Here is a 26724-nt window from a genome sequence, read left to right as displayed (position 1 = left end):
GGGGAATTCGTACTTGTCCAGCAGTTCGCGCACTTCCATTTCGACGAGCTCGAGCAGTTCGGCGTCGTCCACCATGTCGCACTTGTTCAGGAACACGATGATGTAGGGCACGCCGACCTGGCGGGCCAGCAGGATGTGCTCACGGGTCTGCGGCATCGGGCCGTCGGCGGCCGAGCACACCAGGATGGCGCCGTCCATCTGGGCGGCACCGGTGATCATGTTCTTGACGTAGTCGGCGTGGCCAGGGCAGTCCACGTGGGCGTAGTGGCGGTTGGCCGTCTCGTATTCCACGTGTGCGGTGTTGATCGTGATGCCGCGGGCCTTTTCTTCGGGAGCCGCGTCGATCTGGTCGTAAGCCTTGGCCTGGCCGCCGAACTTGGAGGCCAGCACCGTCGTGATCGCTGCCGTCAGCGTCGTCTTGCCGTGGTCCACGTGACCGATCGTGCCAACGTTCACGTGCGGCTTGGTCCGCGTGAATTTCTCTTTTGCCATTTCAAATCTCCAAAGAGCATGTCCCGTGATGAGGTTTTAGGTCTGCACGGCATTGCTGGATCGTCACGCACGGGCACGTGACGGCATGCCGTCGCAGACCAGCGAAGGACATGGCGGCAGCGCCGCCCTGTCCCTTGGGTCTTCTTACTTGGCGCGCGCTGCCACGATGGCTTCGGACACGTTGCGCGGGGCTTCCGCGTAGTGCTTGAATTCCATCGTGTAGGTGGCGCGGCCTTGGGTGGCCGAACGCAGCGAAGTGGAGTAGCCGAACATTTCCGACAGCGGGACCTCGGCCTTGATGGCCTTGCCGCCGCCGACCATGTCGTCCATGCCCTGCACCATGCCGCGACGCGAGGACAGGTCGCCCATCACGGTACCGGCGTAGTCTTCGGGCGTCTCGACTTCCACGGCCATCATGGGCTCGAGGATGACGGGGCCGGCCTTCTTGCAGCCTTCCTTGAAGCCGAAGATGGCAGCCATCTTGAACGCCAGTTCGTTCGAGTCCACGTCGTGGTACGAACCGAAGTGCAGCGTGACCTTCACGTCGACCACCGGATAGCCGGCCAGCACGCCCTGCGTGACGGCTTCGTTGATGCCCTTCTCGACCGCGGGAATGAATTCGCGCGGCACCACACCGCCCTTGATCGCGTCGACGAACTCGATGCCCTTGCCCGGCTCGTTCGGCTCGATCTTGAGCACCACGTGGCCGTACTGGCCCTTACCGCCGGACTGGCGAACGAACTTGCCTTCGGCTTCGTCGACGGTCTTGCGGATGGTTTCGCGGTAGGCCACCTGCGGCTTGCCGACGTTGGCTTCCACGCCGAATTCGCGCTTCATGCGGTCGACGATGATTTCCAGGTGCAGCTCGCCCATGCCGGAAATGATGGTCTGGCCCGATTCTTCGTCGGTCTTCACGCGGAAGGACGGGTCTTCGGCGGCCAGGCGCTGCAGCGCGATGCCCATCTTTTCCTGGTCGGTCTTGGTCTTGGGCTCGACGGCCTGCGCGATCACGGGCTCGGGGAACACCATGCGCTCCAGCGTCACGATGGCGTCCGGGTCGCACAGCGTCTCGCCGGTGGTCACGTCCTTCAGGCCCACGCAGGCGGCGATGTCGCCAGCGCGGATCTCTTCGACTTCCAGGCGCTCGTTGGCGTGCATCTGCACGATCCGGCCGATGCGCTCCTTCTTGCCCTTGACCGGGTTGTAGACGGTGTCGCCCTTGGACAACACGCCCGAGTACACGCGCACGAAGGTCAGCTGGCCGACGAAGGGGTCGGTCATGAGCTTGAACGCCAGCGAGGAGAACTTCTCGCCGTCGTCGGCCTTGCGCGAGGTTTCCTTCTCGTCCTCGTCCGTGCCGGCCACCGGGGGGATGTCCACGGGGGAAGGCAGGTAGTCGATCACGGCGTCCAGCATGCGCTGCACACCCTTGTTCTTGAACGCCGTACCGCACAGCATGGGCTGGATCTCGGTGGCGATGGTGCGGGTGCGCAGGCCCAGCTTGATCTCTTCCTCGGACAGGTCACCTTCTTCGAGGTACTTGTTCATGAGGTCTTCGTTGGCTTCGGCAGCAGCCTCGACCATCTTCTCGCGCCATTCCTTGGCCGAAGCCTCGAGGTCGGCGGGGATGGGCTGGTAGTCGAACTTCATGCCCTGGGAGGCTTCATCCCAGATGATGGCCTTCATCTTGAGCAGGTCGACCACGCCCTTGAAGCCTTCCTCGGCACCGATCGGGATCACGATGGGCACGGGGTTGGCCTTCAGGCGCAGGCGCATCTGGTCATAGACCTTGAAGAAGTTGGCACCGGTGCGGTCCATCTTGTTCACGAAGGCCAGACGCGGCACCTTGTACTTGTTGGCCTGGCGCCAGACGGTTTCCGACTGGGGCTGCACGCCGCCCACGGCGCAGTACACCATGCAGGCGCCGTCCAGCACGCGCATGGAACGCTCCACCTCGATGGTGAAGTCCACGTGGCCGGGGGTGTCGATGATGTTGAAGCGGTGCTCGGGGTAGGACAGGTCCATGCCCTTCCAGAAGCAGGTCGTGGCAGCCGAGGTGATCGTGATGCCGCGCTCTTGCTCCTGCTCCATCCAGTCCATGGTGGCCGCGCCATCGTGCACTTCGCCGATCTTGTGGTTCACGCCGGTGTAGAACAGGATGCGCTCGGTCGTCGTGGTCTTGCCGGCGTCGATGTGCGCCGAGATACCGATGTTGCGGTATCGCTCGATGGGGGTTTTGCGGGCCATGAAAGAAACTCCTTGAACGGCACAGAGCCCGCCCGTCTCGTGGACGGGTCGGGCTCCAGGCCTTTAGAACGACAGGGTGGGGATCAGAAACGGAAGTGGCTGAACGCCTTGTTGGCTTCGGCCATGCGGTGCACTTCGTCACGGCGCTTCATCGCACCGCCACGGCCTTCGGTGGCTTCCATCAGCTCGTTGGCCAGGCGCAGGGACATGGACTTCTCGCCACGCTTGCGGGCGGCTTCCTTGATCCAGCGCATCGACAGGGCCAGACGACGCACCGGGCGCACTTCGACCGGCACCTGGTAGTTGGCGCCACCGACGCGGCGGGACTTCACTTCCACCATCGGCTTGACGTTGTTGATGGCGATCGTGAAGGCTTCCAGCGGGTCCTTGCCCGGGTTCTTCTTCTCGATGAAGTCGAGCGCGCCGTAAATGATGCGCTCGGCGACCGCCTTCTTGCCGCCTTCCATGATGACGTTCATGAACTTGGACAGCTCGACATTGCCGAACTTGGGATCCGGCAGGATTTCACGTTTGGGAACTTCGCGACGACGTGGCATGTTTCACCTCTTTGCTTCAGCCGGCCTTCTTCTCGAAGACCTCGGGAGCCATCCGGGCTTCCCGCTTACTCGACCCACCCCACCTGGGGTTTCGGGTCACTACGCTCTTGGCCGCTGCCTGCGGTTTCGAGCACCGAACGAACAAGACCCGATCAGGCCTTCTTGGGGCGCTTCGCGCCGTACTTGGAACGCGCTTGCTTGCGGTCCTTCACACCTTGCAGGTCCAGCGAACCGCGCACGATGTGGTAACGCACACCGGGCAGGTCCTTGACACGACCGCCGCGAACCAGCACCACGCTGTGTTCCTGCAGGTTGTGGCCTTCACCGCCGATGTAGGAAATGACTTCGAAGCCATTGGTCAGACGGACCTTGGCGACCTTGCGAAGCGCCGAGTTCGGCTTCTTCGGCGTCGTCGTGTAGACCCGGGTGCAGACGCCGCGGCGCTGCGGGGAGTTTTGCATCGCGGGGCTCTTCGAGTTGATGGTCTCGACTTCCCGGCCCTGACGCACGAGTTGATTGATGGTTGGCACTCAAGCCTCTCCTTGTGATGGCGCTCGCCCGACGTCCCAACAACGCAGGTTACACACCGACAACCGCTCCGACCTGAGGTCTTGAACGGCAAACGTGAATCCCTCGGAATTTTCCGAAAAGCCCGCGAGTATAGCGTCGCAGCCTCGGTGCCGCAAGAGATCGGCTATTTGATCCAGAGCCGCACCGCATCCCAGGCACGGCTCAGCACACCGGCCTGCCGGACGGGCTCGAGCACCTGCAGCGGCACGGCAGCGAGCTCCTGGTCGTCCAGCATCACTTTCAGCGTGCCGACGGTCTGCCCCTTCATGAACGGCGCGACCAGCGGATCCGGCCGGGCGACATCGGTCTTGAGGCGGCTGGCGCCTCCGGCAGGCACGGCGACGACCACGGCTTCGGTGCGGCCGAGCCGCAGCGTGTTCTCCTGCCCCTTCCAGACCGGTGGCGTGACCACGGCCTGGTCGGCATCGAACAGCTTGACCGCCTCGAACGCCGTGTAGCCCCAGTTCAGCAGCTTTTGCGACTCGTTGGCGCGCGCGTTCTCGCTGGACGCGCCGAGCACGATGGACAGCAGGCGGCGGCCGCCGGCCAGGTTCGGAAAGTCGCGCCTGGCGGTGGCGACCATGCAGTAGCCGGCCGCGTTGGTGTGGCCGGTCTTGAGGCCATCGACGGTGGGATCGCGGAACAACAGCAGGTTGCGGTTGGTGTCGTTGGCCACCGGCGTGCCCTGGTAGCGGTACTTCTTGATGCTGTAGTAGTGCAGATACTCCGGGAAGTCGCGCACCAGCCGGGTCGACAGAATGGCCAGGTCGCGCGCCGAGGTCGTGTGGCCAGGCTCCGCCAGGCCTTCGGGATTCTTGTAGACCGTGTTCCGCATGCCCAGCGCCTTGGCCTGCGCGTTCATGAGCTGCACGAAGCGCTCGGCCGTGCCGCCCACGGCTTCGGCCAGGGCCATGGTCGCGTCGTTGCCGGACTGCACGACCATGCCCTTGACGAGATCGTCCACCGGCACCTGCATCTTGGGGTCGATGAACATGCGCGAGCCTGGCATCTTCCAGGCCCGCTCGCTGACCGACAGACTCTGGGTCAACGCGAGTTTCCCGGACTTGAGCGCGTCGAACACCAGGTAGGCACTCATGAGCTTGGTCAGCGAGGCCGGCTCGACCGGCGCATCGGCATCCTTCTCGAGCAGCACCTGGTTGGCGGTCATATCCATCAGCAGGTAGGCCCGGGCGGCCACCTCGGGGCCCTGCGGCATCTGGGCGCCGGCCAGCGACATGGCAGCAGCCAGCAGCGGCGCCAGCAGCCCCTTCAAAAAACGGTTCATGGACATCGACAGGAAAACGGCTGCGCGGGCGGCCCGACAGCCGCCAGCACAGCGTCAGACGGGAGCGGCGGCCTGCAGGTGACGGACCACCAGGCCCTTGAGCAGCGGCAATTGCCCGTGAAAGAAATGCCCGCCGCCCGGCACGACGGTAACAGGCAGGGATTGCGGACGCGCCCAATCCAGCACGGCCGACAAGGGCACGGTGTCGTCCTGCTCGCCATGCACGACCAGGGTGCGGACGTGCAGGCCAGGCGGAATCGGGGCGACGTCGAAACGCGATGCCGCCGTTCCCACCAGCACGAGTTGATCGACGGCGCGCCCCGGCGGCAGCTCGGCGAGCGCGCGGCTCGCGACGAAGGCACCGAAGGAAAAGCCGGCCAAGGCCAGCGGGCCATCGCCGGCCAGCTGCGCCACAACGATGCCGAAGTCCTCGGCCTCGCCGCGCCCCTCGTCGTGCACGCCGGCACTGGCGCCGACGCCGCGGAAGTTGAAGCGCACGGCCGTCCAGCCGCACTGCACGAAGGCGCGCGCCAGCGTCTGCACGACCTTGTTGTCCATGGTGCCGCCGAACAGCGGGTGCGGATGCGCGATCACGGCCACGCCGCGCGCAGGGACCGCAGCGTCGGGCGTGTCGCGCAGCACCTCGATGGCGCCGGCCGGGCCTTGCAGCGTGAGCCGCTCCGTGGATGCGTTCATGGCTCAGCGTCCCAGGTGGGCCGGCGTCAGCAGCCGCTCGACGACCTGGCCGTTCTTGAGGTGCGATTCGACGATCTCGTCGATGTCCTGCTGGTCCACGAAGCTGTACCAGACCGCCTCGGGGTAGACCACGGCCACGGGGCCGGCCGCGCAGCGGTCCAGGCAGCCGGCCTTGTTCACGCGCACCTTGCCGGGGCCCGCAAGGCCCGCCGCCTTGACCTGCGCCTTGCAGCGGTCGAAGGCCTCCTTGGCGCCGTGGTGAGCGCAGCAGTCCTCACCATTGGTACGCTCGTTCAGGCAGAAGAAGATGTGGCGCTCGTAGTAGGAGGGTGGCGTGCTCATCGTGGCATTTTAGGAAGCTGGCGCGGCGCGCTGTCCGGACCCGACAGGCGCAGCACGAGGTAGATGGCGGCCACATAGGGCCAGCCCCAGCCCAGCCACTGGGCCAGGCCATGGAAGCGGATGAAGCGGCCCTGCTCCCAGGTCTGCAGCGTCTGCGCGAAATAGGCGCTGGTGGGCGCCTGGTTCAAGAGGCTCAGGTGCAGCGCCAGCGCCAGCAGGGCCAGCGCGGCACAACCGCGCGGACGCGCCGGCAGCAGCAGCACCGACACCAGCAGCGCCCCGGCCCAGCCCACCCGCACCGGCAGCGTCCACCAGGCCCAGGCATGGGCCGGACCGTAGCTCAGCGCGGCCGACAGCGCCGTCGCGCCGGCGCCGACCAGGGTCAGCACCAGCAGAAACCAGGCGCGCCGCCGCACGCCGCTGACCACGCCATAGCCGATCAGGCAGGGCACCAACGCCCCCAGCAGCACGCAGAACATCTCGCTGCCCGGCACCAAGGGCTGCAGCTCCACATCGCGCACGGGCAGCCAGTCCAGGAAGGGCGTGTTGTCCAGGAACTCCGCCAGCGCCTCCTCGAGCCGCTCGAACACCTGGCCCAGGCCCAAGGGCACGGCAGCGGGAAACAGCAGCGCCAGCGGCCACAGCGCCAGCAGCACCAGCGCGCCGCGCGCATCCGGCGTCAGCCAGCCGGCGCGGAAGCGGCTCCAGTGGTCGATGGTGCCGGTGCGCTGCAGCAGCCAGGCCAGCAACGCCCCGAGCCAGACGCCAGCCACATTGAGCGCGAAATCGACGTTGGAAGGCACGCGCCGCGGCAGATAGCCCTGGGTCGTCTCCATCAGGAACGACACCGCGGCGCCGGCCAGCACCGTCAGCAGCACCGGCGCACGCGTGCGACCCGAGCGCAAGCCCGCCAAGGCCAGCAGGAAGCCCAGCGGTGCGTAGCCGAGCACGTTGATCTGCACGTCGAACCAGGTCCACCAGCGCGGCAGCGGCGCCGCCATGAAGGCCCAGGGCGCGATGCCCTGGTCGCGCCAGCCCTCGAACGGGAACAGGCTCGCATACACCACCAGCGCCAGGTAGACCAGCGCCAGCGGCCAGGCCGAGGTCTTGTGCATGGCAGCGCCCGGCGAGCGGCGTCAGAACGGTTTGACGACGACCAGCACCACGGCGGCCACCAGCAACAGCACCGGCAACTCGTTGAACCAGCGGTACCAGACATGGCCGCGCACGGAGGTTCCGTCGCGCAGGCGGCGCAGCTGTGCCGCGCAGGCGTGGTGGTAAGCCAGCACCAGCAGCACCACGGCCAGCTTGGCATGCATCCAGCCGTTGCCGGGGCCGCGGCCGATGCCGTAGTGCAGCCACAGTACCCCGCCCAGCGCCAGTGCCGGCACGGCCAGCATGGTGGTGAAGCGCAGCAGCTTGCGCGCCATCAGCAGCAGGCGTTCGCGCTCCGCGTCCGAGCCCGGCGGCACCATGGCCAGGTTCACGAAGATGCGCGGCAGATAGAACAGACCAGCGAACCAGCTGGCCACGAAGACGATATGAAAGGCCTTGACCCACAGCATCCGCGAAAGTGTAGGCGAGCCCAAAATGCCCCGCGGGCAGGCGCTGCGCGCCCACCCGTCCCCCGAGGGGACGCTTTCCGTCTTGGGGCGGCCCGGCGCCAAAAAAATACCCCGGCCGGTGCAAGCGCGACGGGCCGGGGTGGCAAGCCTGTTGGTTGTTACACGTCGAGGCCCCCGCTCAGGGAGGTGAAGCGGGTAGGCGGCGGACCGCCCGCGGGCAATCTAGCAAAGGCCGCCAGGGCCAGCAAGAGGGCGAATCCCGAGGCCGGCACGGAGGTGCACCGGGCTTGGGGCACACTCTGGCCATGAGCCGCCCCGACCTGTCCCCCCTCGCTTCCTTTCCCGCCGCACGCCCCCGCCGGCTGCGCTACGACGCCTTCACGCGCGACCTCGTGCGCGAGCACAACCTGTCCGCGCACGACCTGATCTATCCGGTCTTCGTGCAGGACGGCAGCGGCCAGCGCCACGCCGTGCCGTCCATGCTCGGCGTGGAACGGCTGAGCCTGGACCTGCTGCTGCCCGTGGCCGAGGAATGCGTGCGGCTGCAAATCCCCGTGATGGCGCTGTTCCCGGTGATCGACCCCGCCCTCAAGACCGCCGACGGTGCCGAGGCCGCCAATCCCGAGGGCCTGATCCCGCGCGTGGTGCGCGCACTGAAGGACCGCTTCCCCGAACTCGGCGTGATGACCGATGTGGCGCTGGACCCCTACACCAGCCACGGCCAGGACGGCCTGCTCGACGCCACCGGCTACATCCTCAACGACGCCACCACCGCCGTGCTGGTGCGCCAGGCGCTGACCCAGGCCGAGGCCGGCGTGGACATCGTGGCGCCCAGCGACATGATGGATGGCCGCATCGGCGCGATCCGGCAGGCGCTGGAGGGCAAGGACCTGGTCCACACGCGCATCATGGCCTACAGCGCCAAGTACGCTTCGGCCTTCTACGGCCCGTTCCGCGACGCCGTGGGCTCGGCCGCCAACCTGGGCAAGAGCAACAAGAAGGTCTACCAAATGGACCCGGGCAACACCGACGAAGCGCTGCGCGAGGTGGCGCTGGACCTGGCCGAGGGCGCCGACATGGTCATGGTCAAGCCCGGCATGCCCTACCTGGACGTGGTGCGCCGCGTGAAGGACCAGTTCGGCGTGCCGACCTTCGCCTACCAGGTCAGCGGCGAATACGCCATGCTCAAGGCCGCCGCGCAGAATGGCTGGCTGGACCACGACGCCGTGATGCTGGAGAGCCTGCTGGCCTTCAAGCGCGCCGGCGCCAATGGCGTGCTGACCTACTTCGCGTTGGACGCGGCGCGCAAGCTGCGCGGCTGACCGGCCGATGCAGATCGTCGAGTTCAGCCCCGGCACGCTGCGCTTCGCCGAGGAACTGCCCGAGCGTGCACCCGAGAACGGCTTCGTCTGGCTGTTCCTCGAGCGCGAGAGCCTGGAGGCCGAACTGCCCGCCGTGCAGCGCGCCGCCCAGCGCCTGGGCGGCTCGCAACTGCTGGACCTGCACTGCGCCGATCTAATCAACGCAGCCCACCCCTCGCACTACGACTACACCTCGGTCTATGACCTGATCGTGTTCCGCCGGCTGGCCACGCAGGAGGAAACCGCCACAGACGCCGAGCCCAACGGCCCGGCCCGCTCCATGCCGGCCGCGTTCCGGCGCATCAGCACGCGCGCGGTCGGCTTCGCGGTGTTCGACCGCCTGCTGGTCAGCGTGCACCCGGCCGGCTGCTTCACGGCCCGCTCCTTCCTGCAGCGCTACCTGTCCGATGCCGTGCACAGCGACGGCCTCACGACCACGGTGCGTTCGCGCCTGCCGACCACGCCGGCCGACCTCATGCTGCGCATGGTCAACGTGATGGTCGACAGCTACCTGGAGCTGCGCAAGGTGCTGAGCCAGCAGCTCGACCACTGGCAGCAGGAGCTGTTGCGGCCCGGCTCGCGCTTTTCGAACTGGAACGCGCTGATGGCGGCCCGCAACGAACTGCACATGCTGGAAGACCTCTGCGAGGAACAGCACGACGCCATGCAGGAATGGCTGGACACGCTGCGCGAGCAGCCCGCGGGCGCCATGCCGCAGGCCGAGCGCGACGGCCTGGTCGCGCGCTCGCGCGACGTGATCGAGCACATCCAGCGCGTGGTCCACCATGTGCGCCGGCTCGAGCAGAACGCAGAGACCGTGGTGCAGATCCACTTCTCGGCGCAGAGCAACCGCACCAACGACATCATGCGCATCCTGACCGCGCTGACCGCCGTGTTCCTGCCGCTGAACCTGATCGCCGGCATCTTCGGCATGAACTTCGAGTTCATCCCGCTGATCCACCAGCAGGACGGCTTCTGGTGGGCCATGGGCGCCATGGCCGTGATCGCGGTGCTGCTGGTGGTGCTGTTCCGGCGCAAGCGCTATCTCGCCCGCACCGGGCGCTGAGCTGGCTCAGTTGGCCAGCGCCAGCTCCAGCGGCTTCTTGGCGCGGAAGGCCCACTTGGGCCCCAGGCGGAACGACTCCAGCTGGGTGGAACTGGCCTCCGCGAAGAACAGATCCTCGGACAGGCCCAGCCGCTCGAAGGCCCGGCGCTGGCGCACCGAGCGGCGGCGCAGGTCGCCCTCGAAGGCATTGCTGTCGCCGCGCGACTGCTCGAAGAAGGCGGCCGCGCGCGCGAGGTTCTGGGCCGCCTGCGCGGTCAGTGCCGGCACCGCGCGCGGCGCCGACAGCCGCGCCTGCGTGATGAAAGGATTGCGCCCCACCAGCAGCCCCCAGGGCCGCCGGCCTTCGGCCGGGTCCACGCTCAACGCCTCCAGCTTGGTCAGGCCGAAATCCCGTGCCAGCGTGAGCCGCATCGCCAGCCAGGGATCGCTCTGGCGCAGTTGCTCGATGGCGCTGCGGGCCGTCGCCTCGTCACCGGCCACCGGCAGCACCAGCGACTGCAGCAGGCGCCGGGCATGGGCATCGTCCTGCGCCGCGGCGGCATGCAGCCAGCCGATGGCCTGCTCGCTCTCGGCCAGCGTGGTGGCGGCACGCAGCACCAGGGCACCGAGCTTGCGCTGCGCCTCGGCCTGACCCAGCGTCGCGGCCTTCTCGAGGAAAAACCGCGCCAGCTGCGGGTTGGAAACCGACAGGCGGTGGTCCGAATGCATGGCGTACAGGTCCAGCCAGGCGTCGTCGCGGCCGGCGTCGGCCGCGCGCAGCAGCAGCGCCACACCCTTGCGCATGTTGCTGCCCGTGGCCAGCCGCGCCGGAGCCAGGCCACTGTGGGAGATGCCGCACAGTGCCCGGCCGAGCAGGCAGGCCGCATCGCGCTCGCCGCGGGCGATCGCCATCTCCAGGCTGGCCTCGACCTGCTCCGGCAGCAAGCCACGCAGCTCGCGGCCTTCGCGTTCGGCCAGCAACACGGCCGCCACGACCAGGTCCGACAGGCCATGCGTGAGCCGCGGCGCCAGCAGCAAGGCCACGTGCACGCAATCGAGCAGCAGATCGAGCGAGCCGCCCTCGCGGGCCTGGCGTGCAGCCATCGTGGCGACCTGGGCCACATCCACGGCGGCACTGCCGGACACGGCGCGCAGCATCGCCACCAAGGCGTCTGCTGCGCGCGCCTGGCGCAGCGCCGCCACAGCCTGGCGTGCCTCGACGTGGCCGCCGGCGGCAGCGGCTTCCAGCCAGGACAGCCCGGCATCGACACGGCTGTGCTGCAGACACAACCACACGCCCAGCTTGAACTGCGCCAGCAGGCTGCCGGCAGCAGCCGCCTTGCGCAAGGCCTCGTCCTGCTGCAGTTGCAGCAGGTCCTGCAACGGCAGGCTCTCGGCGATGGTGCGGGCGGTCTCGATCCGGTCGCGCACGCTGGGATGGCTCAGGTACTCCATGCCGGTCGCGACATGGCGGGGGAAGCCATCGCCCCCGACCAGGTAACGGCGCCCGGCCTCGCTGCGCGCTGCGGCGTCGCCTTGGCGGGCCAGGGCCAACAGCTGGATGTCTTGTCTGCGCATGTTTTCGGCTCCTTTGTTGCGATGGCGCTACGTTTGCAGCGCCTGGGCAGCACCTTTGCGGTGCACCCTCCGCGGTTTGGGATGCCGGGAAGGTTAAAGCAGCCAACCTGACAGCAGCATTTCGCCTAAATTACATCTCTGTAATGATCAATAGTGGTAACCCGGTAGTTACACATAAACAACAAAAAGCCCGCCTCTCTTGCGAGAGGCGGGCGAAAAGTCACCTTGGAGAAGCTCGCCAATCAAATGGCGAAGCGGTGATCCTTAGAAGGCGTGGCGCAGGCCGATGTCCAGACCCTTGGAGCTGTCGCCAGCGCCGGTCACGGAACCGTTCAGAGCCAGGTTCGAGCCGTCCTTGTTCTTCAGGTAGGCGAACGTGGTGTACAGAGCGGTGCGCTTGGACAGGTTGTGGACATAGCCCAGAGCGAACTTGTCGGCACGTGCGTCGCTGTCCTTCTCGCTGGCGCGGGTCCAGGAGGCGCGGATCAGGCCAGCGCCGACCGGCACGGTCGTGCCAACGGTGTACAGACGGGTCTTGGCGCTTTCGCCCAGAGCTTCGCCCTTGTCTTGACCGACAGACACCAGCAGCTTGGCAACGCCGAAGTCGTAAGAACCACCGATGTTCAGGTTCTTGGTGTCAACCTTGGTCGTCAGAGCACCGACGGTCGCGCTGAAATCGGTTTCGCCGTAAGCGACGCCCACGCTGACCGGGCCGTTTTCGTAGCCGACGCGGACGCCATAGCCGTTACCGTATTGGTCGCGGTTCGTTGCCGGGCTGGCATCGCGGCCGTTGCGGTAGTACTGCACTTGACCGAAGAAGCCACCCAGGGTCTTGGGCGTGAAGTACGACACAGCGTTGCTGGTGCGGGTCTGCAGACCGTAGCTGGTCGAGCCCAACAGGTCCTGGGTTTCCAGGATAGCGCCAACGCCGTTGTCGCCGAAGGCGTCATACAGGTTGTTGTAAGGTGCCGTGAAGTCGCGGCCCAGGCGGATCTCGCCCCAGCTGTCGCCCATCAGGCTGACGGTCGAACGGCGGGTGAATGCCAGCGCGTTGCTGTTCTGGCCGTTGCCGTTGTTCAGGGTGTAACCAGCTTCGAGCCAGAAGCCAGCCTTCAGGCCGCCACCCAGGTCTTCCACGCCGCGGAAGCCGATGCGGCTGGTGGACAGACCACCGCTGCCCAGGCCGACGTTGTTGTCGACGCTGCCGCGGCCGACTTGGACCGTCGCGTCGGCGATGCCGAACAGCGTGACGGAGGATTGGGCGTAGGAAGCGGAAGCGGCAGCGGCCAGCACAGCCAGCGTTGCGATCTTTTTCATGGTCATCCTTGAGTGAGGTTTCGTGATCGGGGTCATGTCCCGCGACTCTTCGCAGAGAACATGACCGTGAGCGTAGGGATCGGCCGAGCGCGCCGACAGGCTCGGTGTCGCAAAACCGGGGGGGTCGTTCGCAAACCCCCTGCACTTTTGGCACAACCTGTTTCTCCACCACCACACGGCGCCAACCGGGCTGTGGGCGGGGCACACCGCCGCCAAACCGCATTCGGCTATTTCCAGTTCGGCAACAGTGCGTTGCCAGGGTCCGTCTTGATGGCGTCAAGCGCGGCTCCTACAGTCGCTGTCATCTCCCGGTAAGGTTGGACGTGGCGTTGCAGCCGCCCCGGCCGAGGACTTTTTTGACCATGCGCCTGCTTTCGATCGAAGACGAACCCACCACCGCCGCCTATCTGCACAAGGGGCTGACCGAACACGGCCATGTGGTCGACACCGCCCAGGACGGCATCGAAGGCCTGCACCTGGCCACCTCGGGCCGTTACGACCTGATCCTGCTGGACGTGAGCCTGCCCGGCGCCGACGGCTGGCAGGTGCTGGAGAGCCTGCGCGCGCGCCAGCACACCCCTGTGTTCATGCTCAGTGGCCACGACCAGGTCGAGGACCGCGTGCGCGGCCTGCAACTGGGCGCCGACGACTACCTGGTCAAACCCTTCGCCTTCGCCGAACTGCTGGCGCGCATCCAGGTGGTGGCCCGCCGCGCCGCACAGCCGGCGACGCCGCCCGTGGTGCGCGTGGCCGATCTGGAGGTGGACAGCGCCCGCCGCTTGGTGCGCCGCGCCGGCAAACACCTGACGCTGACGACCAAGGAATTCGCGCTGCTGGACTACCTGGCGCGCCATCTGGGCCAGGTGGTCTCGCGCACCCTGATCGCCGAGAACTGCTGGGACATGCACTTCGACAGCGACACCAACGTGATCGACGTGGCCGTGCGGCGCCTGCGCGCCAAGGTCGACGACCCGTTCGTGGACAAGCTGATCCACACCATCCGTGGCGTCGGCTATGTCCTCGACTCCCGTCCTACCTGAGGTTCCGCCGCCGCAGCCCGTCCGCCACCGGCTGCCGCTGCGCAACTCGATCGCGCTGCGGATCGCGCTGGCGATCTCGGTCGCCACCGTGCTGCTGATGCTGGGCGGCTGCTGGATGGTCGGGCGCCTGCTGGAGCACGAGTTCACGGCCTTGCCCATGGCCATCCCGGAGCAGCAGCGCGACGCCTTCATCGAGCGCGCCTGGCGCGTGATGTTCTGGACGCTGGCGGCCGGCGCCCTGGCCACCGGCGTGCTGGCCTGGTGCATCACGCGGCGCATCCTGACCTCGGTGCGGCGACTGGGCGCCACCGCCAACCGCATCGGCGCCCAGGCCCTGGGCGAGCGCCTGCCGGCCGATGCCGTGCCGGCCGAGCTGGCTCCCGTGGCCCAGGCCTTCAACGGCATGCTGGACCGGCTGCAGGACGCGTTCTCGCGCCTGTCGGGCTTCTCTTCCGACCTGGCGCACGACCTGCGCGCGCCCATCCACCGCCTGCTCACGGCCACCCAGGTCACCTTGTCGCAGCCGCGCAGCGCAGAGGAGTACCGCGCCGTGCTGGAGGCCGCCGTGACCGACTACGAGCGCATCGGCCGCCTGATCGAGAACATCCTGTTCCTGGCCCGCGCCGACCATGCGCAGACGCTGGTCAAGCCCGAGTGGCAGAGCATGCGCGAGCGCCTGACGGGCATGGTGGAGTTCTTCGAGGTGCTGGCCGAAGACCGCGGCCTGCAGCTCGCGCTGGACGTGCAGCCCGGGTTGCGCGCCTGGGCCGACGAGGTGTTGTTCGCCCGCGCGGTGGGCAACCTGCTGACCAATGCACTGCGCCATGCGCGGCCCGGCAGCACGGTGCGGCTGTCGGCCCATGCGATGGCGCCCGGTTACGTGCGCATCACCGTGGCCAACGAAGGCGAGCCGATCGACCCGGCGCACCAGGCCGCCATCTTCCAGCGGCGCTACCGCATCGAGAACCCCGCCGCAGAGACCGGCTCCGGCCTGGGCCTGGCCATCGTCAAGAGCGTGATGGATCTGCACCAGGGCCGCGTCGGCGTGCGCAGCGCGCCGGGCCTGCCGACCGTCTTCACGCTGGACTTCCCGCCGCCGGCCCGGCGGCGTGTGGACTTCAGACCGGCGGCGCGCCGATCTGTTCGGTGACGTAGGCGCGCTGCACGGCGGGCCGTGCCAGCACACGCTGCAGGTAGGGCCCCAGGTGCGGCAGTTCGCGTGCGGGCCTGCCGAAATGCCGCGTCCAGCGCGCCAGCATCAGCGTGTACGGGTCGAGCGCCGTGAAGCGCTCGCCCAGCAGCCAGGCACCGCCATGGCGCGCCAGTTCCTGGTCCAGGATTTCGAGCAGCTGCCCGGCACGGGCTTCAGCGCGCGCCTTCACCGTGGTGGCACCGTGCACATGGTCGGGCGAGGCCCAGCGCTCGGGATAGAAGTACAGGCCCAGCGTGGCATGCAGCGTGTTGCTGAGCCACAGCATCCACTTGTAGTAATGCGCGCGCTCGGCCGAGCCCAGCGCCGGTGCCAAGCCGGCCGCCGGGTGCGTGTCGGCCAGGTGCAGCAGGATGGCGGCCGTCTCGTACAGCACGGTGTCGCCATCGACGAGCACCGGGATCAGGCCGTTGGGATTGAGCCGCAGGTAGGCCTCGGACTTGTGGGCATGGTTGGCTCGGTCCACCAGCAGCAGCTCGAACGGCACGCCCAGCTCCTCGAGCAGCATGTGCGGCGCCATGCTGGCGTCGGTCGGGTGGTAGTACAGCTGCAGCATGGCCAGGCTCCGGTGCGCTGGCTTACTTGGCGGCCGTTACCATGATCTCGACCAGCAGGCGCGGATCGGCCAGCTTGGACTCGACACAGGCGCGGACCGGCAGGTTCTTGGGGTCGACCCAGGCCGACCAGACCTCGTTCATGGCCGCGCGGTTGCCGATGTCGGTCAACCAGATCTGGGCCGACAGGATGCGCGACTTGTCGCTGCCGCAGCGCGCCAGCAGCGCGTCGATGCGGTTCAAGATCTGCTGGGTCTGGCCTTTGACGTCGGCGCTCGGGTCGTCGGCCACGATGCCGGCCAGGTAGACCGTGTTGCCGTGCTCGACGGCGTTGGACAGGATGGGCGTGGGTTCGTGGCGTTGGATGTTCATGGTGGTTTCTCCAGGGTTTCAGAAGGTGTCGCGACACCGAACAGTTCGGCCGCATTGTCCCAGGCGATGCGCCGGGCCAGCGGCGCCGGCAGCGCGCCGAGCCAGCGGCGGTAGTCCTGCATCAGCAGGTCGTAGGCACTCCAGCGCTGGTTGACCCAGGTGTCCGAGCCGACCACGAAGCGCGTCGGGTGCTGGCGCAGCAGCGCGTCCCAGTCCGGGCACAGCAAGCCGTTCTCGCAGGTCAGGCCCGGCCGGTACGAGAGCTCGCCGACCAGGCGCGGATGGCGCTCCAGCAGGGCCTGCACGCGCGCCACCGGCGCACCGCCGATGCCGGTGTGGGCCCAGACCAGCCGCGCGCCGGGTGCATGTGCCATGAGCTTGTCCACGGCCACATCGTCCACATGGGCCAGCACGGCCAGGCCATGCTTCTCGGCGAACTGCATGAGCTGGCGCGCCACCGGCCCGTCGGCGTTGGCACTGTCGTAGAGGTGGAACTCGCCGATGCCGCGGTACGGCCCGCCCTGCGTGCCGCGCCCGAACTCGTCCTCGACCATGGCGTAGATGCTCGGGTCGCGGAACCAGTTCTGGTAGTCGTCGCGGTTGCGGTACAGCCGGATGAAGGGCACGACGGCCACGCCGGCCGCCCGCGTGGCGGGGCTGGCCGCCAGCAGCTTGGTGCCGTCGTTGGTGCGCGAGTTGGCGACGATGGCACGCACGCCGTTGCGCTGCATGCGCGCCAGCACGTCGGCCAGCGGATGCGGGCCCTGCTGGCCGTTCCAGGCCTCGACGTTGTAGTGCAGATGCGTGTCGAACAGCGGGCCGGTGTAGTCGGCGGCGAACGTCGGTGGCGCCAGCAGCGCGGCGACGCAGGCGCTCAGCAACCGGCCGCGCATGAACATTCGAAAGCCTTCGCCTGCGGCTGCGGAGCGAGCGCCTTCGGGCGGCCGGGCGGCGCTCAACCGACGTGCTTGGCGAAGAAGGCCAGCGTGCGCTCCAGCGCGAGCTTGGCCGCGGCCGCGTCGTAGGAGCCGCGCTGGTCGCAGTTGAAGCCGTGGTCGGCCGCGTAGACATGGACCTCGACCTCGGGATGCGCCTTCTTGAAGGCCTCCACGCTGTCCAGCGGGATCCAGTGGTCGCGCTCGCCGAAGTGCGCGAGCACCGGCACCTTGGGCGTGCGCGCCACCTCGGCCTCGGTCGTCACACCGCCGCCGTAGTAGGGCACGGCGGCGGCCAGGCCATTCAAGGTGCAGGCGCTGCGCCAGGTCAGCAGGCCGCCCCAGCAGTAGCCCACGATGCCGACCTTCTTTCCGCTTTCTTTGGCGGCATGGTCGATGGCGGCCTGGATGTCGGCCAGCACGCCGGGCGCGGGCAGCTCTTCCACGGCGGTCTTGAGCGCGAAGCCGGCCTGCATGTCCTCGTTGGAGTAGCCCAGCTCCACGCCGGGCTTGACGCGGTGGAAGGTGGACGGCGCCACCGCCAGGTAGCCCTGGGCGGCATAGCCGTCGGCCACGCTGCGGATGTGCGAGTTGACGCCGAAGATCTCCTGGAGCACCACGATGGCGCCCTTGGGCGTGCCGGCCGGTCGGGCCACGTAGGCGGGGAAACTGAATCCGTCGGCAGACTTCAGGTCGATGAACTGGCCCATGGTGCGGTGCTCCTTCGTTGCGTGTTGGCGAAACGGGCGGTTGTAGCAGGAAACCGCTTGCCCCTCCACCGCACGCCGTCTTGGCGGCGACGCGCACTACGATGCGCCCTTTCCTCGCATGGAGACCCGCATGGACAAGATCGCACTCGTCACCGGCGGCAGCCGCGGCATCGGCGCCGCCACCGCGCTGCTGGCGGCCCGCCAGGGCTGGGCCGTGGCCGTGAACTACACGCACAACGCAGAGGCTGCCCAGGACGTGGTGCGCCGGATCGCGGACCAGGGCGGCCGCGCCATCGCCGTGCAGGCCGACGTGTCCGACGAAGCCCAGGTGCTGCGCATGTTCGGCGAAGTCGACGCGGGGCTCGGCCGGCTCACCGCCCTCGTCAACAACGCCGGCGTGGTGGACCGCAGCCAGCGCCTGGACGAGATGGACCTGGCGCGCTGGCGCCGCATGTTCGACATCAACCTGATCGGCAGCCTGCTCTGCGCGCGCGAGGCCGTGCGCCGCATGAGCACGCGCCATGGCGGCCAGGGCGGCGCCATCGTCAACATGTCGAGCGCGGCCGCGCGCCTGGGCGGCGCGGGCCAGTACGTGGACTACGCGGCCAGCAAGGGCGCCATCGACACTTTCACGCTGGGCCTGGCCAAGGAGGTGGCGGCCGAAGGCATCCGCGTGAACGCCGTGCGGCCGGGCCTGATCGAGACCGAGATCCACGCTTCGGGCGGCCAGCCCGACCGCGTGCAGCAGCTCGCCCACCTGGTGCCCATGCAGCGCGGCGGCTCGGCCGAAGAGGTCGCCGAAGCCATCGTCTGGCTCATGGGCGAAGGCGCGAGCTACACCACGATGGCGCTGCTCGACGTCTCGGGCGGGCGCTGATCAGGCCGCCACGGCAGCGCCGCGCACGGGCCCCACGCGGGCCTCGATCTGCTGCTGCAGCTCGCGCCGCAAGCCCAGCAGGAAAGCCAGCTCGGCCAGCACGAACAGCGGGCCGATGACCAGGCCGACCAGGTCGTCGACGAAGGCCGGCTTGCGCCCTTCCCACCAGTGGCCGACGAACTGGATGAGCCAGCCGACCACGAACAGGCCCAGGCCCCAGCCCAGCCAAACCGGCGTGGGCTGCGCCGCGAGCACTTGCGCGCACCACAGCGCCAGGCCGAGCAGCACCGCCATCACGGCGCCGAGGCGCACGTCCAGCCACAGGTAGTACAGCGCCGTGGCCAGCGTGACCAGCGTCGCGGCCGAGACGGCCGCCGGCCCGGCCTCGACCAGCACCGGCCGGGCCAGCAGCACGGCCACGGCCTGCACGATCATGGGGATGCCGATGAAATGGGTGGCGATGTTGCGGCGGTCGCGGTGGTAGGCCGCGTACTGGCTCAGCTGGTCGACGAGCTTGCGCATGTGGTCTCCGTGTCGTTCTGGCGCGCTTGTACACCCGCGGCGCCGGTCGCTCAAGCCAGCAGCGCGTCGCGCCAGGCGGTGGTCTTGGCCGCCAGCGGCATGCCGGCGTGGGCGGGGCTCGTGGAAGGCAGGCGCAGCAGTTCGAGCGGCGGGGCGAGCCGCGGCAGCACCTGGCGACGGAACACGGCCTCGGCCTTGGCGCCGTTGAAGCACACGCGCTGCACCCGCGGGTGGGCGGCGAGGAAGGCCGCGAAGTCGTTGGGCACGATGCTGGCCGGCACGATGGCGCTGTCCAGGCTGCCCGGGCGCTCGCAGCTGGCCAGCACGTCCCACAGGGCCACACCGCCGTCCTGCAAGGCCGCCAGGCGCCTGTCGTACGCCGTGTGCAGCGGATCGAAGCCGAACAGCGCGCCCATGATCTTCCAGAACGCGTTCTGCGGATGGGCGTAGTACTGCTGCAGCCGCAGCGACATGGCGCCCGGCATGCTGCCCAGCACCAGCACGCGCGCGTCCGGCCGCGCCACCGGGGGAAAGCTTTCGACCTGCGCCATGTTCAAAGCGGCCGCTGCGCCTCGGCATGCAGCCAGGCGATGAAGTCCTGCGCATCGGGGTTGGCCTGGGCCTGCGCGCCGGCCCCCACGAAGTAGCCGCGCTGCGAATGCCCGCTGCGCTCGAACGGGGCAACCAGTTGGCCGCTTTGCAGCAGCGCGCCCGCCAGCGGCAGCCGGCCGATCGCCACACCCTGCCCGGCCAGCGCGGCGGCCACGGCGTCGTTGTAGTTGGAAAAGCGCAGCTGGTTGGTGCCGCGGATGCCGGCCAGGCCCATGACCTGCAGCCAGGGCGCCCAGTCCTCCATGGGCGCCATGCCGTGGTGGCCCTCCATGACCAGGAGCGTGTGGTGCACGAGGTCGGCCGGGCTGCGCAGCGGGCGCGCCGGGTCCTGCAACAGGCGCGGCGCGCAGACCGGCAGCACGGTCTCCTCGAACAGCGGCCGGCCCATGCCCTGGGCGATGGCGCAAAAGCGCACCGCCACGTCGATGCCGGCGCGCTCCAGGTTCAGCAGCTCGTTGGTGGCCGACACGCGCACGTCCACCAGCGGATGGTCGGCCGAGAAGCGCGCCAGCCGCGGGATCAGCCACAGCGAGGCGAAGCCCGGCGTGGTGGTCACCGCCACCTGGCGCGCGCGGCGCACGGCGCGCACGCTGGCCGTGGCGTCGCGCAGGCGCTCCAGGCAGTCCTGCACGGCGCGGTACATGGTCTCGCCGGCCGGGGTCAGCGCCAGCGCGCGGTGGCGCCGCTCGAACAGGGCCACGCCCAGGCCCTCCTCCATTTGCTGGATCTGCCGGCTCACGGCCGACTGCGTGAGCGCGAGTTCCTCGCCGGCCCGCGTGAAGCTCAGCGTGCGCGCGGCCACGGCGAAGCTGCGCAGCAGGTCCAGCCGCGGCAGATCGTCACGTGCGATGCCTGCATCCTCGGTTTTCGCATTCTCATTTCGCATGCAAAGCATTCAAAACGACCGTTGGAACGATCGGATTCTAGGTCCTACATTCATTCCACCGAAGCATGTGATGGGGAACGACATGGATGCTCTGACCGAATACGAACTGCCCTTGCGCGGCCTGTTGCGGCTGCCGCCCGGCAGCCGCGTGGCCTGCGACAGCGGCAGCCTGTGGATCACCGAGGACGACCAGGTGCGCGACACGGTGCTCGAGCCCGGCGAACAGTTCGCGCCCGTGGCCCGCGGCGCGCTGCTGGTGTACGCACTGACGCCCGCGCGGCTGCACCGCCTGCAATAGCACCGGGACCGGCCGTGGACACCGCCCTCGCCTGCCCGCAGCGCAATGCCAGCGCGCGCTGGGACTTCGCCGACGGCCGCGCCGTGACCGTGCGCGCCGTCCAGCCCGACGATCTGCAGCTGGCCTCGGAGTTCGTCGCGCGCGGACTCACGCAGCAGTCGCGCTACCAGCGTTTCCAGACCGGGCTCAGCGCGCTGCCGCCCGGCATGGCGGCCTACCTGACCAACATCGACTTGCGCCAGCATGTCGCGCTGCTGGCCGTGGCCGACCACGGCGGCGGTGCGCAGCAGGTCGGCGAGGCGCGCTATGTCTGCGACGGCGACTTGCCCGACCAGGCCGAGTTCGCACTCGCCGTGGCCGACGACTGGCAAGGCCTGGGCCTGGGTGGCAGGCTGCTGCGCCAGCTCGTGCGCGTGGCACGCCGGCACGGTGTGCGGCGGCTGTACGGCGATGTGCTGCGCACCAACCAGCCCATGCTGGCGCTGGCCCGCGCCCATGGCTTTCGGCCCGAGCGCCAGGGCGATGCGCGCCTGGCGCGCGTGGCCCTTGCGCTGGACGAACCGCTGCCCCAGCCCATCCACCGCCCCGTGCGCGACAGACTGCGCGCCTGAAGAACCGGCGGCGGTGCAACGCCGCTACCCTATGGGCCATGCTCCGGCCCGCACACGACGCGTCGACGACCCCACCCTGGCTGGGCCGCGCCTGCACGCGCCGGGAGGACGACGCGCTGCTGCGCGGGCAGGGGCGGTACCTGGCCGACCTCGCGCCGCCGGGCTGCCTGCACGCCGCCTTCGCACGCAGCAGCATGGCGCACGCGCGCATCGCGCTGGCCAACCTGGCCCACCTGCGCGCCATGCCCGGCGTGCGCCTGGTGCTGGCGGGCGAGGACCTGCAGACCCTGGGCCACCTGGCGGTCAATCCGCTGTTCCCCGACGTCCGCGCCTTCCACACCCCGGCGCTGGCGTTCGGGCGTGCGCTGTGCGTGGGCATGCCGATCGCGCTGGTCGTGGCCGACACGGCCGCGCAGGCCCGCGATGCGGCCGAGGCGCTGGCCGTGGACTACACGCCGCTGCCCGCCTGCACCACGGCCGAAGCAGCGCTTGCGGCGCCCGCCCTGCTGGACGGCTGGCCCGACAACACCGCCTTCACGCAGCGCCACCAGGCCGGCGACCTGGCCCAGGCCCGCGCCCGGGCCGCAGCCACGGTGCAGCTGCGCATCGCCTGCCCGCCCGTCGCACCCATGGCGCTGGAACCGCGCGGCCTGCTTGCGCACTGGCAAGACGGCCGGCTCACGGTGTGGACGCCGCTGCAATCGCCGCACCGCGCGCGCCTGGAACTGGCCCGCGTGCTGGGCCTGGCGCCCGAACAGGTGCGCTGCATCGCCCCCGAGGTGGGCGGCGCCTTCGGTGGCAAGGCCTCGCTGGGTCCGGAAGAGGTGGCGCTGGCCGCCTGCGCGCTGCAGCTGCAGGCGCCCGTGCGCTGGGTCGCCACGCGCGAGGAAGACTTCGTCTCCGCACCCCAGGGCCGCGCCGGCCGGATCGCCGCACAGGCCTTCTTCGCGGCCGACGGCGCGCTGCTGGGATTGCAAGCCGAGCTGCTGTACGCGCTGGGCTGCCGCAGCACCTGGAGCACGCCCGTGCCCGCGCTCAACGCGGCGCGCATGCTGCCCGGGCCCTACCGCTGCGCCGCCGTCGACATCGCGGCGCGCGGCGTGGTCACCACCACGGCCGCGGTCGGCATCTACCGCGGCGCCGGCCGGCCCGAAGCCGCGCTGGTGATGGAAGGCCTCATGGACGCCGCCGCGCGCCGGCTCGGCCTGGACCCGGTGGCCATCCGCCTGCGCAACGCCGTGCCCGCCAGCGCCATGCCCTGGACCACGCCGACCGGCCAGCGGCTGGACTCGGGCGACTACGCCGGCCTGCTCGCCGCGGCCAGCCTGCTGTCCGACCTGCCCGCGTTGCGCGCCGAGCAGGCGCGCCGGCGTGCCGCGGGCGAATGCGTGGGCATCGGCATCAACCTCTACGTGGAGCCCTGCGGCACGGGCTGGGAAAGCGCCCGGCTCACGCGCTGGCCCGACGGCCGTGTGACCCTGGCCAGCGGCAGCAGCGACCAGGGCCAGGGCCATGCGACGGCCTTCGCACAGATCGCTGCCGATGCACTGGGCATCGCGCCTGCGGCCATCGACGTGGTCGAAGGCGACAGCGAGCGCGCGCCCGCCGGCATCGGCGCGCTGGCCAGCCGCAGCATGGCCATCGGCGGCAGCGCCGTGCTGCGCGCCGCGCAGGCCTTGCGCGCGCTGCCGGCCGCCGACCAGCCGGTCAGCGTCGAGACCGTCCACACCGCCCAGGCCGAGGCCTGGAGCGCGGGCTGCTGCATCGTGCTGGCCAGCGTTGACCGCCAGACGGGCGCGGTGCGTGCAGAACGTGCCTTCTGGGTCGACGATGCCGGCACCGTGGTCAACCCGCTGCTGTTCGCAGGCCAGATGCATGGCGGCTTCGCCCAGGGCCTGGGCCAGGCCCTCCTGGAGCGCATGCACTACAACGACCAGGGCCAGCTGTTGACCGGCTCGCTGATGGACTACGCCGTGCCGCGCGCGGACGACCTGCCCACGCTCGTGCACCGGAGCCGGCCCAGCGCCACCGCCGCCAACCCGCTCGGTGCCAAGGGCGTGGGCGAATCCGGCGCCATCGCCGCGCCGGCCGCGCTGCGCGGTGCCGTGCTGGACGCGCTCGCGCCCTTGGGCGTCACCCACCTCGACCTGCCTTTGAGCCCCGCGTCGGTCTGGCAGGCCCTCCAACACACCACCACCGGAGACACCCCATGCTGAAGTACCGCGCGCGCGACGCCAAGGCCTATGCGCGCGAACACCTGCGCGGCGTCTGGGCCGCCGCGCCCACGCCGTTCCGGCCCGAGGACCTCGCACTGGACGAGGCCGGCCTGCGCCGCAACCTGCGCCACTGGATCGCAGATCTCGGCGTCGGCGGCCTGTTCATCTCGGGCAAGCAGGGCGAGTTCTTCTCGATGTCCGTCGCCGAACGCAAGCGCACGTTCGAGATCGCGGTGGAGGAGACCGCCGCGCTCGGCAACCGCAGCGGCACCATCCTGTCCTGCTCGGACCAGAACCTCGACACCGTGCTCGAACTGGCCCGGCACGCCCAGGCCATCGGCGCCGACTACATCGTGGTGCATGCGCCGCTGCTGCACTTCGGCCGCGACGTGGACGACACCGTGTTCGCCTACTACGAACACATCGCTGCGCAGCTGGACATCGGCATCGCCATGTGGAGCCACGAGGACGCCGGCTACCTGATGTCCCCGGCGCTGTGTGCGCGCATCGCACGCGCCATCCCCAACATCGTGGCCATCAAGTACAGCGTGCCGCGCCCGATGTACGTGGAGCTCACGCGCATGACCGAGGGCGAGCTCATCGTCAGCACCGCGTCCGAGGAGGAATGGCTGGACAACATCCTGGAACTCAACTGGCAGGTCTACCTCTGCTCGATCCCGCCGCTGCTCTACCAGACGGCCGGCGACCGGCGCATCGACACCTACACGCGGATGGCCATGGCCGGCGACGCCGTGGGCGCCCGCCGCCTACGCGACAGCCTGGAGCCCGTGCGCCAGGCGCTGAAGTCCTGCCGGCCGCCGGGCACGCCCCAGGCCTCCCAGAAGTACTGGCTGGAACAACTGGGCCAGGTCGGCGGCCCCGTGCGCCGGCCGCTGCTGAACCTGGACGAAGCCCAGCGCGCCAGCGTGCGTGCGGCCTTCGCCGCCAGCGGCCTGGAGGCGCCATGACCCAGCGCATTGCCCTGATCGGCTTCGGCGCCATGGGTCGCTCCCTCGCGCGCATGCTGGCCGCGCACACCGACAGCGTGCGCTGCGTCGCCGTGCTGCAGCGGCCCGGCACCTCGGCCGGTAGCGACTGGCCCGCAGGTGCCGAACGCGTGGAGACGGTGGCGGCCCTGCTCGCCCTGCAGCCCGACCTGGTCGTCGAATGCGCCGGCCACACTGCGTTGCAGCAGCACGGGGCCGGGGTGCTCGCGGCCGGCACCGACCTGCTGGTGGCGGCCGTCGGCGCGCTGGCCGATGCCGCGCTGGAAGAGCGCCTGCGCACGGCGGCACGCGAAGGCGGCGCCCAGGTGCTGGTGCCGGCCGGCGCCCTTGGCGCGCTGGACATCCTGTCGGCTGCCCGGCTGGCCGGGCTCGCGCGGGTCGACTACCTCTCGCACAAGCCCGCGCGCGCCTGGAAGGGCACGCCGGCCGAGCAGCTCTGCGCGCTCGGCACGCTGGCGGCACCCACCGTCTTCTACGAGGGCACGGCGCGCGAGGCTGCGCTGCGCTTTCCGCAGAACGCCAACGTCGCGGCGGCCGTGGCCCTGGCCGGCGCGGGCTTCGAGGCCACGCGCGTGCGGCTCATGGCCGACCCGGCAGCCCAGGGCAACCGCCACGTGCTGCATGCCGAGGGCGCCTTCGGCCACTTCGACTTCAGCGTGACCGGCCAGGTGCTGCCCGACAATCCCAAGACCTCGATGCTGGCACCGGCCAGCCTGGCGCGCTGCATCCTGAACCGCGGCGCCGCCATCGCCCTCGCCTAGGAGACACGCATGCCGCGCTACGGCCCGCCCATCAACTTTCCGCAATGGATCGCCGAGCACGCCGACCGGCTCAAGCCGCCCGTGGGCAACCAGCAGGTCTGGCAAGACGCCGACATCCTCGTGACCGTGGTCGGCGGGCGGAACCAGCGCACCGACTTCCACGACGATCCGCTCGAGGAGTTCTTCCACCAGTTCAAGGGCAACGCCAGCCTGCTGGTGCTGGACCGCGGGAAGTTCGAGCGCATCCACCTCCGGGAAGGCGACATCTTCCTGCTGCCGGCCCATGTGCGGCATTCGCCGCAGCGGCCCGAGGAAGGCAGCCTGTGCCTGGTGGTCGAGCGCGCCCGGCCTGCCGGCCTCGTCGACGGCTTCGAGTGGTACTGCGCGCATTGCGCGGCGCTGGTGCAGCGCTCCGAAGTGCAGCTGCAAAACATCGTGGCCGATCTGCCGCGCGTGTTCGACGCCTTCTACGGCAGCGACGCGGCCGCGCGCCGCTGCCCGTCCTGCGGCCAGGTGCACCCGGGGCGCGACTGGCAGGCCTGGCACGCCGCGGTGAGGGTCTGAGCATGGCCACCGAACTGCGCATCGAAGTGCTGCGCCTGGCCCCGGGCGACGACCTGCGCACGGCGCTCCAGCAATGGGCCGACACCGCCGCCCAGGCTGCCGAACCGGTGCATGCGGCCTGCGTGCTGTCGGCCGTGGGCAGCCTCACGCGGGCCATGCTGCGCTATGCCGATGCGCCCACCGGCACGCGCATCGAGGGACCGCTGGAACTGCTGAGCCTGGCCGGCACGCTGGGCCCGGGCGGCCTGCACCTGCACGCCGCCGTGTCCGACGCCAAGGGCCAGGTGCTGGGCGGCTATGTGATGCCGGGTTGCAACGTGCGCACCACGGCCGAGATCGTGCTGGGCCTGCTGCCGGCCCACCAGTTCGAGCGCGTGGCCGATCCGCTGACGGGCTACCTGGAGCTGCTGGCGCAGCGGCGCTGAAGCGCCCGAAGCGCCAGCTAGCCCGGATCTTTCGTGAAGGCAGCGCCGAGGCGGCCACGTGGCTGCGGG

Annotated in this window: 30 protein-coding genes; 12 read left to right on the top strand and 18 right to left on the bottom strand. The window is 69.6% G+C overall.

From position 1 onward, the window contains the following. From IE209_RS32470 to IE209_RS32430, 9 genes are all read right to left on the bottom strand, one after another. Positions 1 to 492, bottom strand: a 492-nt coding sequence (locus IE209_RS32470) for a GTP-binding protein (protein ID WP_189690733.1), incomplete at its 3' end; no start/stop codon positions are given. A gap of 144 nt (positions 493 to 636) precedes the next feature. Next, the gene (fusA, locus tag IE209_RS32465; protein WP_189690994.1) at positions 637 to 2739 is read right to left on the bottom strand and encodes an elongation factor G; all 2103 of its coding nucleotides are present in this window, start codon (positions 2737 to 2739) and stop codon (positions 637 to 639) included. Positions 2740 to 2822: 83 nt separating this feature from the next. After that, positions 2823 to 3296, bottom strand: a complete 474-nt coding sequence (gene rpsG / locus IE209_RS32460) for a 30S ribosomal protein S7 (protein WP_056658084.1) — start codon at positions 3294 to 3296, stop codon at positions 2823 to 2825. A 152-nt stretch (positions 3297 to 3448) separates the two neighbouring features. Beyond that, the gene (gene rpsL, locus IE209_RS32455) at positions 3449 to 3826 is read right to left on the bottom strand and encodes a 30S ribosomal protein S12 (RefSeq protein WP_145552590.1); all 378 of its coding nucleotides are present in this window, start codon (positions 3824 to 3826) and stop codon (positions 3449 to 3451) included. 164 nt (positions 3827 to 3990) lie between these two features. Continuing rightward, on the bottom strand, positions 3991 to 5151 hold the full coding sequence (locus IE209_RS32450; protein ID WP_189690993.1) for a D-alanyl-D-alanine carboxypeptidase family protein: 1161 nt from the start codon (positions 5149 to 5151) through the stop codon (positions 3991 to 3993). Between the two features lie 54 nt (positions 5152 to 5205). Then, the gene (locus tag IE209_RS32445) at positions 5206 to 5847 is read right to left on the bottom strand and encodes an alpha/beta hydrolase (protein WP_189690992.1); all 642 of its coding nucleotides are present in this window, start codon (positions 5845 to 5847) and stop codon (positions 5206 to 5208) included. Positions 5848 to 5850: 3 nt separating this feature from the next. Further along, complete coding sequence (locus IE209_RS32440) at positions 5851 to 6189, bottom strand: (2Fe-2S) ferredoxin domain-containing protein (RefSeq protein ID WP_189690991.1); 339 nt, start codon at positions 6187 to 6189, stop codon at positions 5851 to 5853. Continuing rightward, positions 6186 to 7304: a VanZ family protein gene (locus IE209_RS32435; protein WP_189690990.1), complete on the bottom strand. Its 1119-nt coding sequence runs from the start codon at positions 7302 to 7304 to the stop codon at positions 6186 to 6188. Before IE209_RS32435 ends, IE209_RS32440 begins: the two co-directional genes overlap by 4 nt. A gap of 21 nt (positions 7305 to 7325) precedes the next feature. Then, on the bottom strand, positions 7326 to 7754 hold the full coding sequence (locus IE209_RS32430) for a CopD family protein (protein WP_189690989.1): 429 nt from the start codon (positions 7752 to 7754) through the stop codon (positions 7326 to 7328). Between the two features lie 305 nt (positions 7755 to 8059). Between IE209_RS32430 and hemB the strand changes: the two genes are divergently transcribed. Together hemB and IE209_RS32420 are read left to right on the top strand one after the other, a co-directional pair. Beyond that, positions 8060 to 9076, top strand: coding sequence for a porphobilinogen synthase (gene hemB / locus IE209_RS32425; protein WP_189690988.1), 1017 nt, complete (start codon positions 8060 to 8062; stop codon positions 9074 to 9076). 7 nt (positions 9077 to 9083) lie between these two features. Continuing rightward, positions 9084 to 10181, top strand: a complete 1098-nt coding sequence (locus IE209_RS32420) for a magnesium transporter CorA family protein (RefSeq protein WP_189690987.1) — start codon at positions 9084 to 9086, stop codon at positions 10179 to 10181. Positions 10182 to 10187: 6 nt separating this feature from the next. Here the strand turns inward: IE209_RS32420 and IE209_RS32415 are convergent, their stop codons facing one another. Further along, entirely contained in the window at positions 10188 to 11738 is a 1551-nt protein-coding gene (locus IE209_RS32415) for a hypothetical protein (protein ID WP_189690986.1), read from the bottom strand. 264 nt (positions 11739 to 12002) lie between these two features. After that, positions 12003 to 13055 carry a porin gene (locus IE209_RS32410; protein ID WP_189690985.1) on the bottom strand — a complete coding sequence of 351 codons (1053 nt, stop codon included), beginning with the start codon at positions 13053 to 13055 and terminating at the stop codon, positions 12003 to 12005. 362 nt (positions 13056 to 13417) lie between these two features. Here IE209_RS32410 and IE209_RS32405 point away from each other — a divergent pair, with 362 nt between their 5' ends. Then, positions 13418 to 14095, top strand: a complete 678-nt coding sequence (locus IE209_RS32405) for a heavy metal response regulator transcription factor (protein WP_189690984.1) — start codon at positions 13418 to 13420, stop codon at positions 14093 to 14095. Continuing rightward, entirely contained in the window at positions 14070 to 15245 is a 1176-nt protein-coding gene (locus IE209_RS32400) for a heavy metal sensor histidine kinase (RefSeq protein WP_189690983.1), read from the top strand. The genes IE209_RS32405 and IE209_RS32400 overlap by 26 nt, the downstream gene beginning before the upstream one ends. On the opposite strand, the gene IE209_RS32395 is transcribed toward IE209_RS32400, so the two are convergent. The 4 genes from IE209_RS32395 to IE209_RS32380 are packed head-to-tail and all read right to left on the bottom strand — an operon-like array spanning position 15214 to position 17876. Beyond that, entirely contained in the window at positions 15214 to 15861 is a 648-nt protein-coding gene (locus IE209_RS32395) for a glutathione S-transferase family protein (protein ID WP_189690982.1), read from the bottom strand. The two genes, IE209_RS32400 and IE209_RS32395, sit on opposite strands and share 32 nt — an antisense overlap. 22 nt (positions 15862 to 15883) lie before the next feature. Next, entirely contained in the window at positions 15884 to 16231 is a 348-nt protein-coding gene (locus tag IE209_RS32390; protein WP_189690981.1) for a RidA family protein, read from the bottom strand. Then, complete coding sequence (locus IE209_RS32385) at positions 16228 to 17130, bottom strand: amidohydrolase family protein (RefSeq protein WP_373305466.1); 903 nt, start codon at positions 17128 to 17130, stop codon at positions 16228 to 16230. The genes IE209_RS32390 and IE209_RS32385 overlap by 4 nt, the downstream gene beginning before the upstream one ends. Before the next feature lie 56 nt (positions 17131 to 17186). After that, a complete protein-coding gene (locus IE209_RS32380) occupies positions 17187 to 17876 on the bottom strand; it encodes a dienelactone hydrolase family protein (protein WP_189690980.1) in 690 nt (229 codons plus the stop codon). A 130-nt stretch (positions 17877 to 18006) separates the two neighbouring features. Between IE209_RS32380 and IE209_RS32375 the strand changes: the two genes are divergently transcribed. Further along, on the top strand, positions 18007 to 18753 hold the full coding sequence (locus IE209_RS32375) for an SDR family oxidoreductase (RefSeq protein WP_189690979.1): 747 nt from the start codon (positions 18007 to 18009) through the stop codon (positions 18751 to 18753). On the opposite strand, the gene IE209_RS32370 is transcribed toward IE209_RS32375, so the two are convergent. Genes IE209_RS32370 through IE209_RS32360 form a run of 3 tightly spaced genes read right to left on the bottom strand, consistent with a single transcriptional unit; the run spans position 18754 to position 20773 of the window. Further along, the gene (locus tag IE209_RS32370) at positions 18754 to 19275 is read right to left on the bottom strand and encodes an Mpo1 family 2-hydroxy fatty acid dioxygenase (RefSeq protein WP_189690978.1); all 522 of its coding nucleotides are present in this window, start codon (positions 19273 to 19275) and stop codon (positions 18754 to 18756) included. It abuts the gene before it with no gap. 50 nt (positions 19276 to 19325) lie between these two features. Then, the gene (locus tag IE209_RS32365; RefSeq protein WP_189690977.1) at positions 19326 to 19826 is read right to left on the bottom strand and encodes a DNA-deoxyinosine glycosylase; all 501 of its coding nucleotides are present in this window, start codon (positions 19824 to 19826) and stop codon (positions 19326 to 19328) included. 2 nt (positions 19827 to 19828) lie between these two features. After that, the gene (locus IE209_RS32360) at positions 19829 to 20773 is read right to left on the bottom strand and encodes a LysR substrate-binding domain-containing protein (protein ID WP_189690976.1); all 945 of its coding nucleotides are present in this window, start codon (positions 20771 to 20773) and stop codon (positions 19829 to 19831) included. 82 nt (positions 20774 to 20855) lie between these two features. Here IE209_RS32360 and IE209_RS32355 point away from each other — a divergent pair, with 82 nt between their 5' ends. Genes IE209_RS32355 through IE209_RS32325 form a run of 7 tightly spaced genes read left to right on the top strand, consistent with a single transcriptional unit; the run spans position 20856 to position 26655 of the window. After that, complete coding sequence (locus IE209_RS32355; protein WP_189690975.1) at positions 20856 to 21071, top strand: DUF2917 domain-containing protein; 216 nt, start codon at positions 20856 to 20858, stop codon at positions 21069 to 21071. A 14-nt stretch (positions 21072 to 21085) separates the two neighbouring features. Further along, on the top strand, positions 21086 to 21682 hold the full coding sequence (locus tag IE209_RS32350) for a GNAT family N-acetyltransferase (protein ID WP_189690974.1): 597 nt from the start codon (positions 21086 to 21088) through the stop codon (positions 21680 to 21682). 38 nt (positions 21683 to 21720) lie between these two features. Beyond that, positions 21721 to 23898, top strand: coding sequence for a xanthine dehydrogenase family protein molybdopterin-binding subunit (locus tag IE209_RS32345; protein ID WP_189690973.1), 2178 nt, complete (start codon positions 21721 to 21723; stop codon positions 23896 to 23898). Further along, positions 23892 to 24866: a dihydrodipicolinate synthase family protein gene (locus IE209_RS32340; protein ID WP_229883168.1), complete on the top strand. Its 975-nt coding sequence runs from the start codon at positions 23892 to 23894 to the stop codon at positions 24864 to 24866. Before IE209_RS32345 ends, IE209_RS32340 begins: the two co-directional genes overlap by 7 nt. Continuing rightward, positions 24863 to 25666 carry an aspartate dehydrogenase gene (locus tag IE209_RS32335; protein ID WP_189690972.1) on the top strand — a complete coding sequence of 268 codons (804 nt, stop codon included), beginning with the start codon at positions 24863 to 24865 and terminating at the stop codon, positions 25664 to 25666. Before IE209_RS32340 ends, IE209_RS32335 begins: the two co-directional genes overlap by 4 nt. A 9-nt stretch (positions 25667 to 25675) precedes the next feature. Beyond that, on the top strand, positions 25676 to 26230 hold the full coding sequence (locus tag IE209_RS32330) for a 3-hydroxyanthranilate 3,4-dioxygenase (RefSeq protein ID WP_189690971.1): 555 nt from the start codon (positions 25676 to 25678) through the stop codon (positions 26228 to 26230). A 2-nt stretch (positions 26231 to 26232) separates the two neighbouring features. Beyond that, positions 26233 to 26655 carry a PPC domain-containing DNA-binding protein gene (locus IE209_RS32325; RefSeq protein WP_229883167.1) on the top strand — a complete coding sequence of 141 codons (423 nt, stop codon included), beginning with the start codon at positions 26233 to 26235 and terminating at the stop codon, positions 26653 to 26655. Positions 26656 to 26724: the final 69 nt, after the last annotated feature.

The sequence above is a fragment of the Pseudorhodoferax aquiterrae genome (genome assembly GCF_014652235.1).
In the GTDB taxonomy this organism is placed as follows: Bacteria; Pseudomonadota; Gammaproteobacteria; order Burkholderiales; family Burkholderiaceae_C; genus Pseudorhodoferax; species Pseudorhodoferax aquiterrae.
The sequence above is the reverse complement of the archived record's forward strand: the minus strand, read 5'-3'. Positions and strand labels throughout refer to the sequence as shown.

Excerpts from the sequence above, each read along its gene's own strand:
- fusA (WP_189690994.1), bottom strand. The coding sequence starts at position 2,739 with ATGGCCCGCAAAACCCCCATCGAGCGATACCGCAACATCGGTATCTCG.
- rpsG (WP_056658084.1), bottom strand. The coding sequence starts at position 3,296 with ATGCCACGTCGTCGCGAAGTTCCCAAACGTGAAATCCTGCCGGATCCC.
- IE209_RS32450 (WP_189690993.1), bottom strand. The coding sequence starts at position 5,151 with ATGAACCGTTTTTTGAAGGGGCTGCTGGCGCCGCTGCTGGCTGCTGCC.
- IE209_RS32445 (WP_189690992.1), bottom strand. The coding sequence starts at position 5,847 with ATGAACGCATCCACGGAGCGGCTCACGCTGCAAGGCCCGGCCGGCGCC.
- IE209_RS32440 (WP_189690991.1), bottom strand. The coding sequence starts at position 6,189 with ATGAGCACGCCACCCTCCTACTACGAGCGCCACATCTTCTTCTGCCTG.
- IE209_RS32435 (WP_189690990.1), bottom strand. The coding sequence starts at position 7,304 with ATGCACAAGACCTCGGCCTGGCCGCTGGCGCTGGTCTACCTGGCGCTG.
- IE209_RS32430 (WP_189690989.1), bottom strand. The coding sequence starts at position 7,754 with ATGCTGTGGGTCAAGGCCTTTCATATCGTCTTCGTGGCCAGCTGGTTC.
- hemB (WP_189690988.1), top strand. The coding sequence starts at position 8,060 with ATGAGCCGCCCCGACCTGTCCCCCCTCGCTTCCTTTCCCGCCGCACGC.
- IE209_RS32420 (WP_189690987.1), top strand. The coding sequence starts at position 9,084 with ATGCAGATCGTCGAGTTCAGCCCCGGCACGCTGCGCTTCGCCGAGGAA.
- IE209_RS32415 (WP_189690986.1), bottom strand. The coding sequence starts at position 11,738 with ATGCGCAGACAAGACATCCAGCTGTTGGCCCTGGCCCGCCAAGGCGAC.
- IE209_RS32410 (WP_189690985.1), bottom strand. The coding sequence starts at position 13,055 with ATGAAAAAGATCGCAACGCTGGCTGTGCTGGCCGCTGCCGCTTCCGCT.
- IE209_RS32405 (WP_189690984.1), top strand. The coding sequence starts at position 13,418 with ATGCGCCTGCTTTCGATCGAAGACGAACCCACCACCGCCGCCTATCTG.
- IE209_RS32400 (WP_189690983.1), top strand. The coding sequence starts at position 14,070 with ATGTCCTCGACTCCCGTCCTACCTGAGGTTCCGCCGCCGCAGCCCGTC.
- IE209_RS32395 (WP_189690982.1), bottom strand. The coding sequence starts at position 15,861 with ATGCTGCAGCTGTACTACCACCCGACCGACGCCAGCATGGCGCCGCAC.
- IE209_RS32390 (WP_189690981.1), bottom strand. The coding sequence starts at position 16,231 with ATGAACATCCAACGCCACGAACCCACGCCCATCCTGTCCAACGCCGTC.
- IE209_RS32385 (WP_373305466.1), bottom strand. The coding sequence starts at position 17,130 with ATGTTCATGCGCGGCCGGTTGCTGAGCGCCTGCGTCGCCGCGCTGCTG.
- IE209_RS32380 (WP_189690980.1), bottom strand. The coding sequence starts at position 17,876 with ATGGGCCAGTTCATCGACCTGAAGTCTGCCGACGGATTCAGTTTCCCC.
- IE209_RS32375 (WP_189690979.1), top strand. The coding sequence starts at position 18,007 with ATGGACAAGATCGCACTCGTCACCGGCGGCAGCCGCGGCATCGGCGCC.
- IE209_RS32370 (WP_189690978.1), bottom strand. The coding sequence starts at position 19,275 with ATGCGCAAGCTCGTCGACCAGCTGAGCCAGTACGCGGCCTACCACCGC.
- IE209_RS32365 (WP_189690977.1), bottom strand. The coding sequence starts at position 19,826 with ATGGCGCAGGTCGAAAGCTTTCCCCCGGTGGCGCGGCCGGACGCGCGC.
- IE209_RS32360 (WP_189690976.1), bottom strand. The coding sequence starts at position 20,773 with ATGCGAAATGAGAATGCGAAAACCGAGGATGCAGGCATCGCACGTGAC.
- IE209_RS32355 (WP_189690975.1), top strand. The coding sequence starts at position 20,856 with ATGGATGCTCTGACCGAATACGAACTGCCCTTGCGCGGCCTGTTGCGG.
- IE209_RS32345 (WP_189690973.1), top strand. The coding sequence starts at position 21,721 with ATGCTCCGGCCCGCACACGACGCGTCGACGACCCCACCCTGGCTGGGC.
- IE209_RS32340 (WP_229883168.1), top strand. The coding sequence starts at position 23,892 with ATGCTGAAGTACCGCGCGCGCGACGCCAAGGCCTATGCGCGCGAACAC.
- IE209_RS32335 (WP_189690972.1), top strand. The coding sequence starts at position 24,863 with ATGACCCAGCGCATTGCCCTGATCGGCTTCGGCGCCATGGGTCGCTCC.
- IE209_RS32330 (WP_189690971.1), top strand. The coding sequence starts at position 25,676 with ATGCCGCGCTACGGCCCGCCCATCAACTTTCCGCAATGGATCGCCGAG.
- IE209_RS32325 (WP_229883167.1), top strand. The coding sequence starts at position 26,233 with ATGGCCACCGAACTGCGCATCGAAGTGCTGCGCCTGGCCCCGGGCGAC.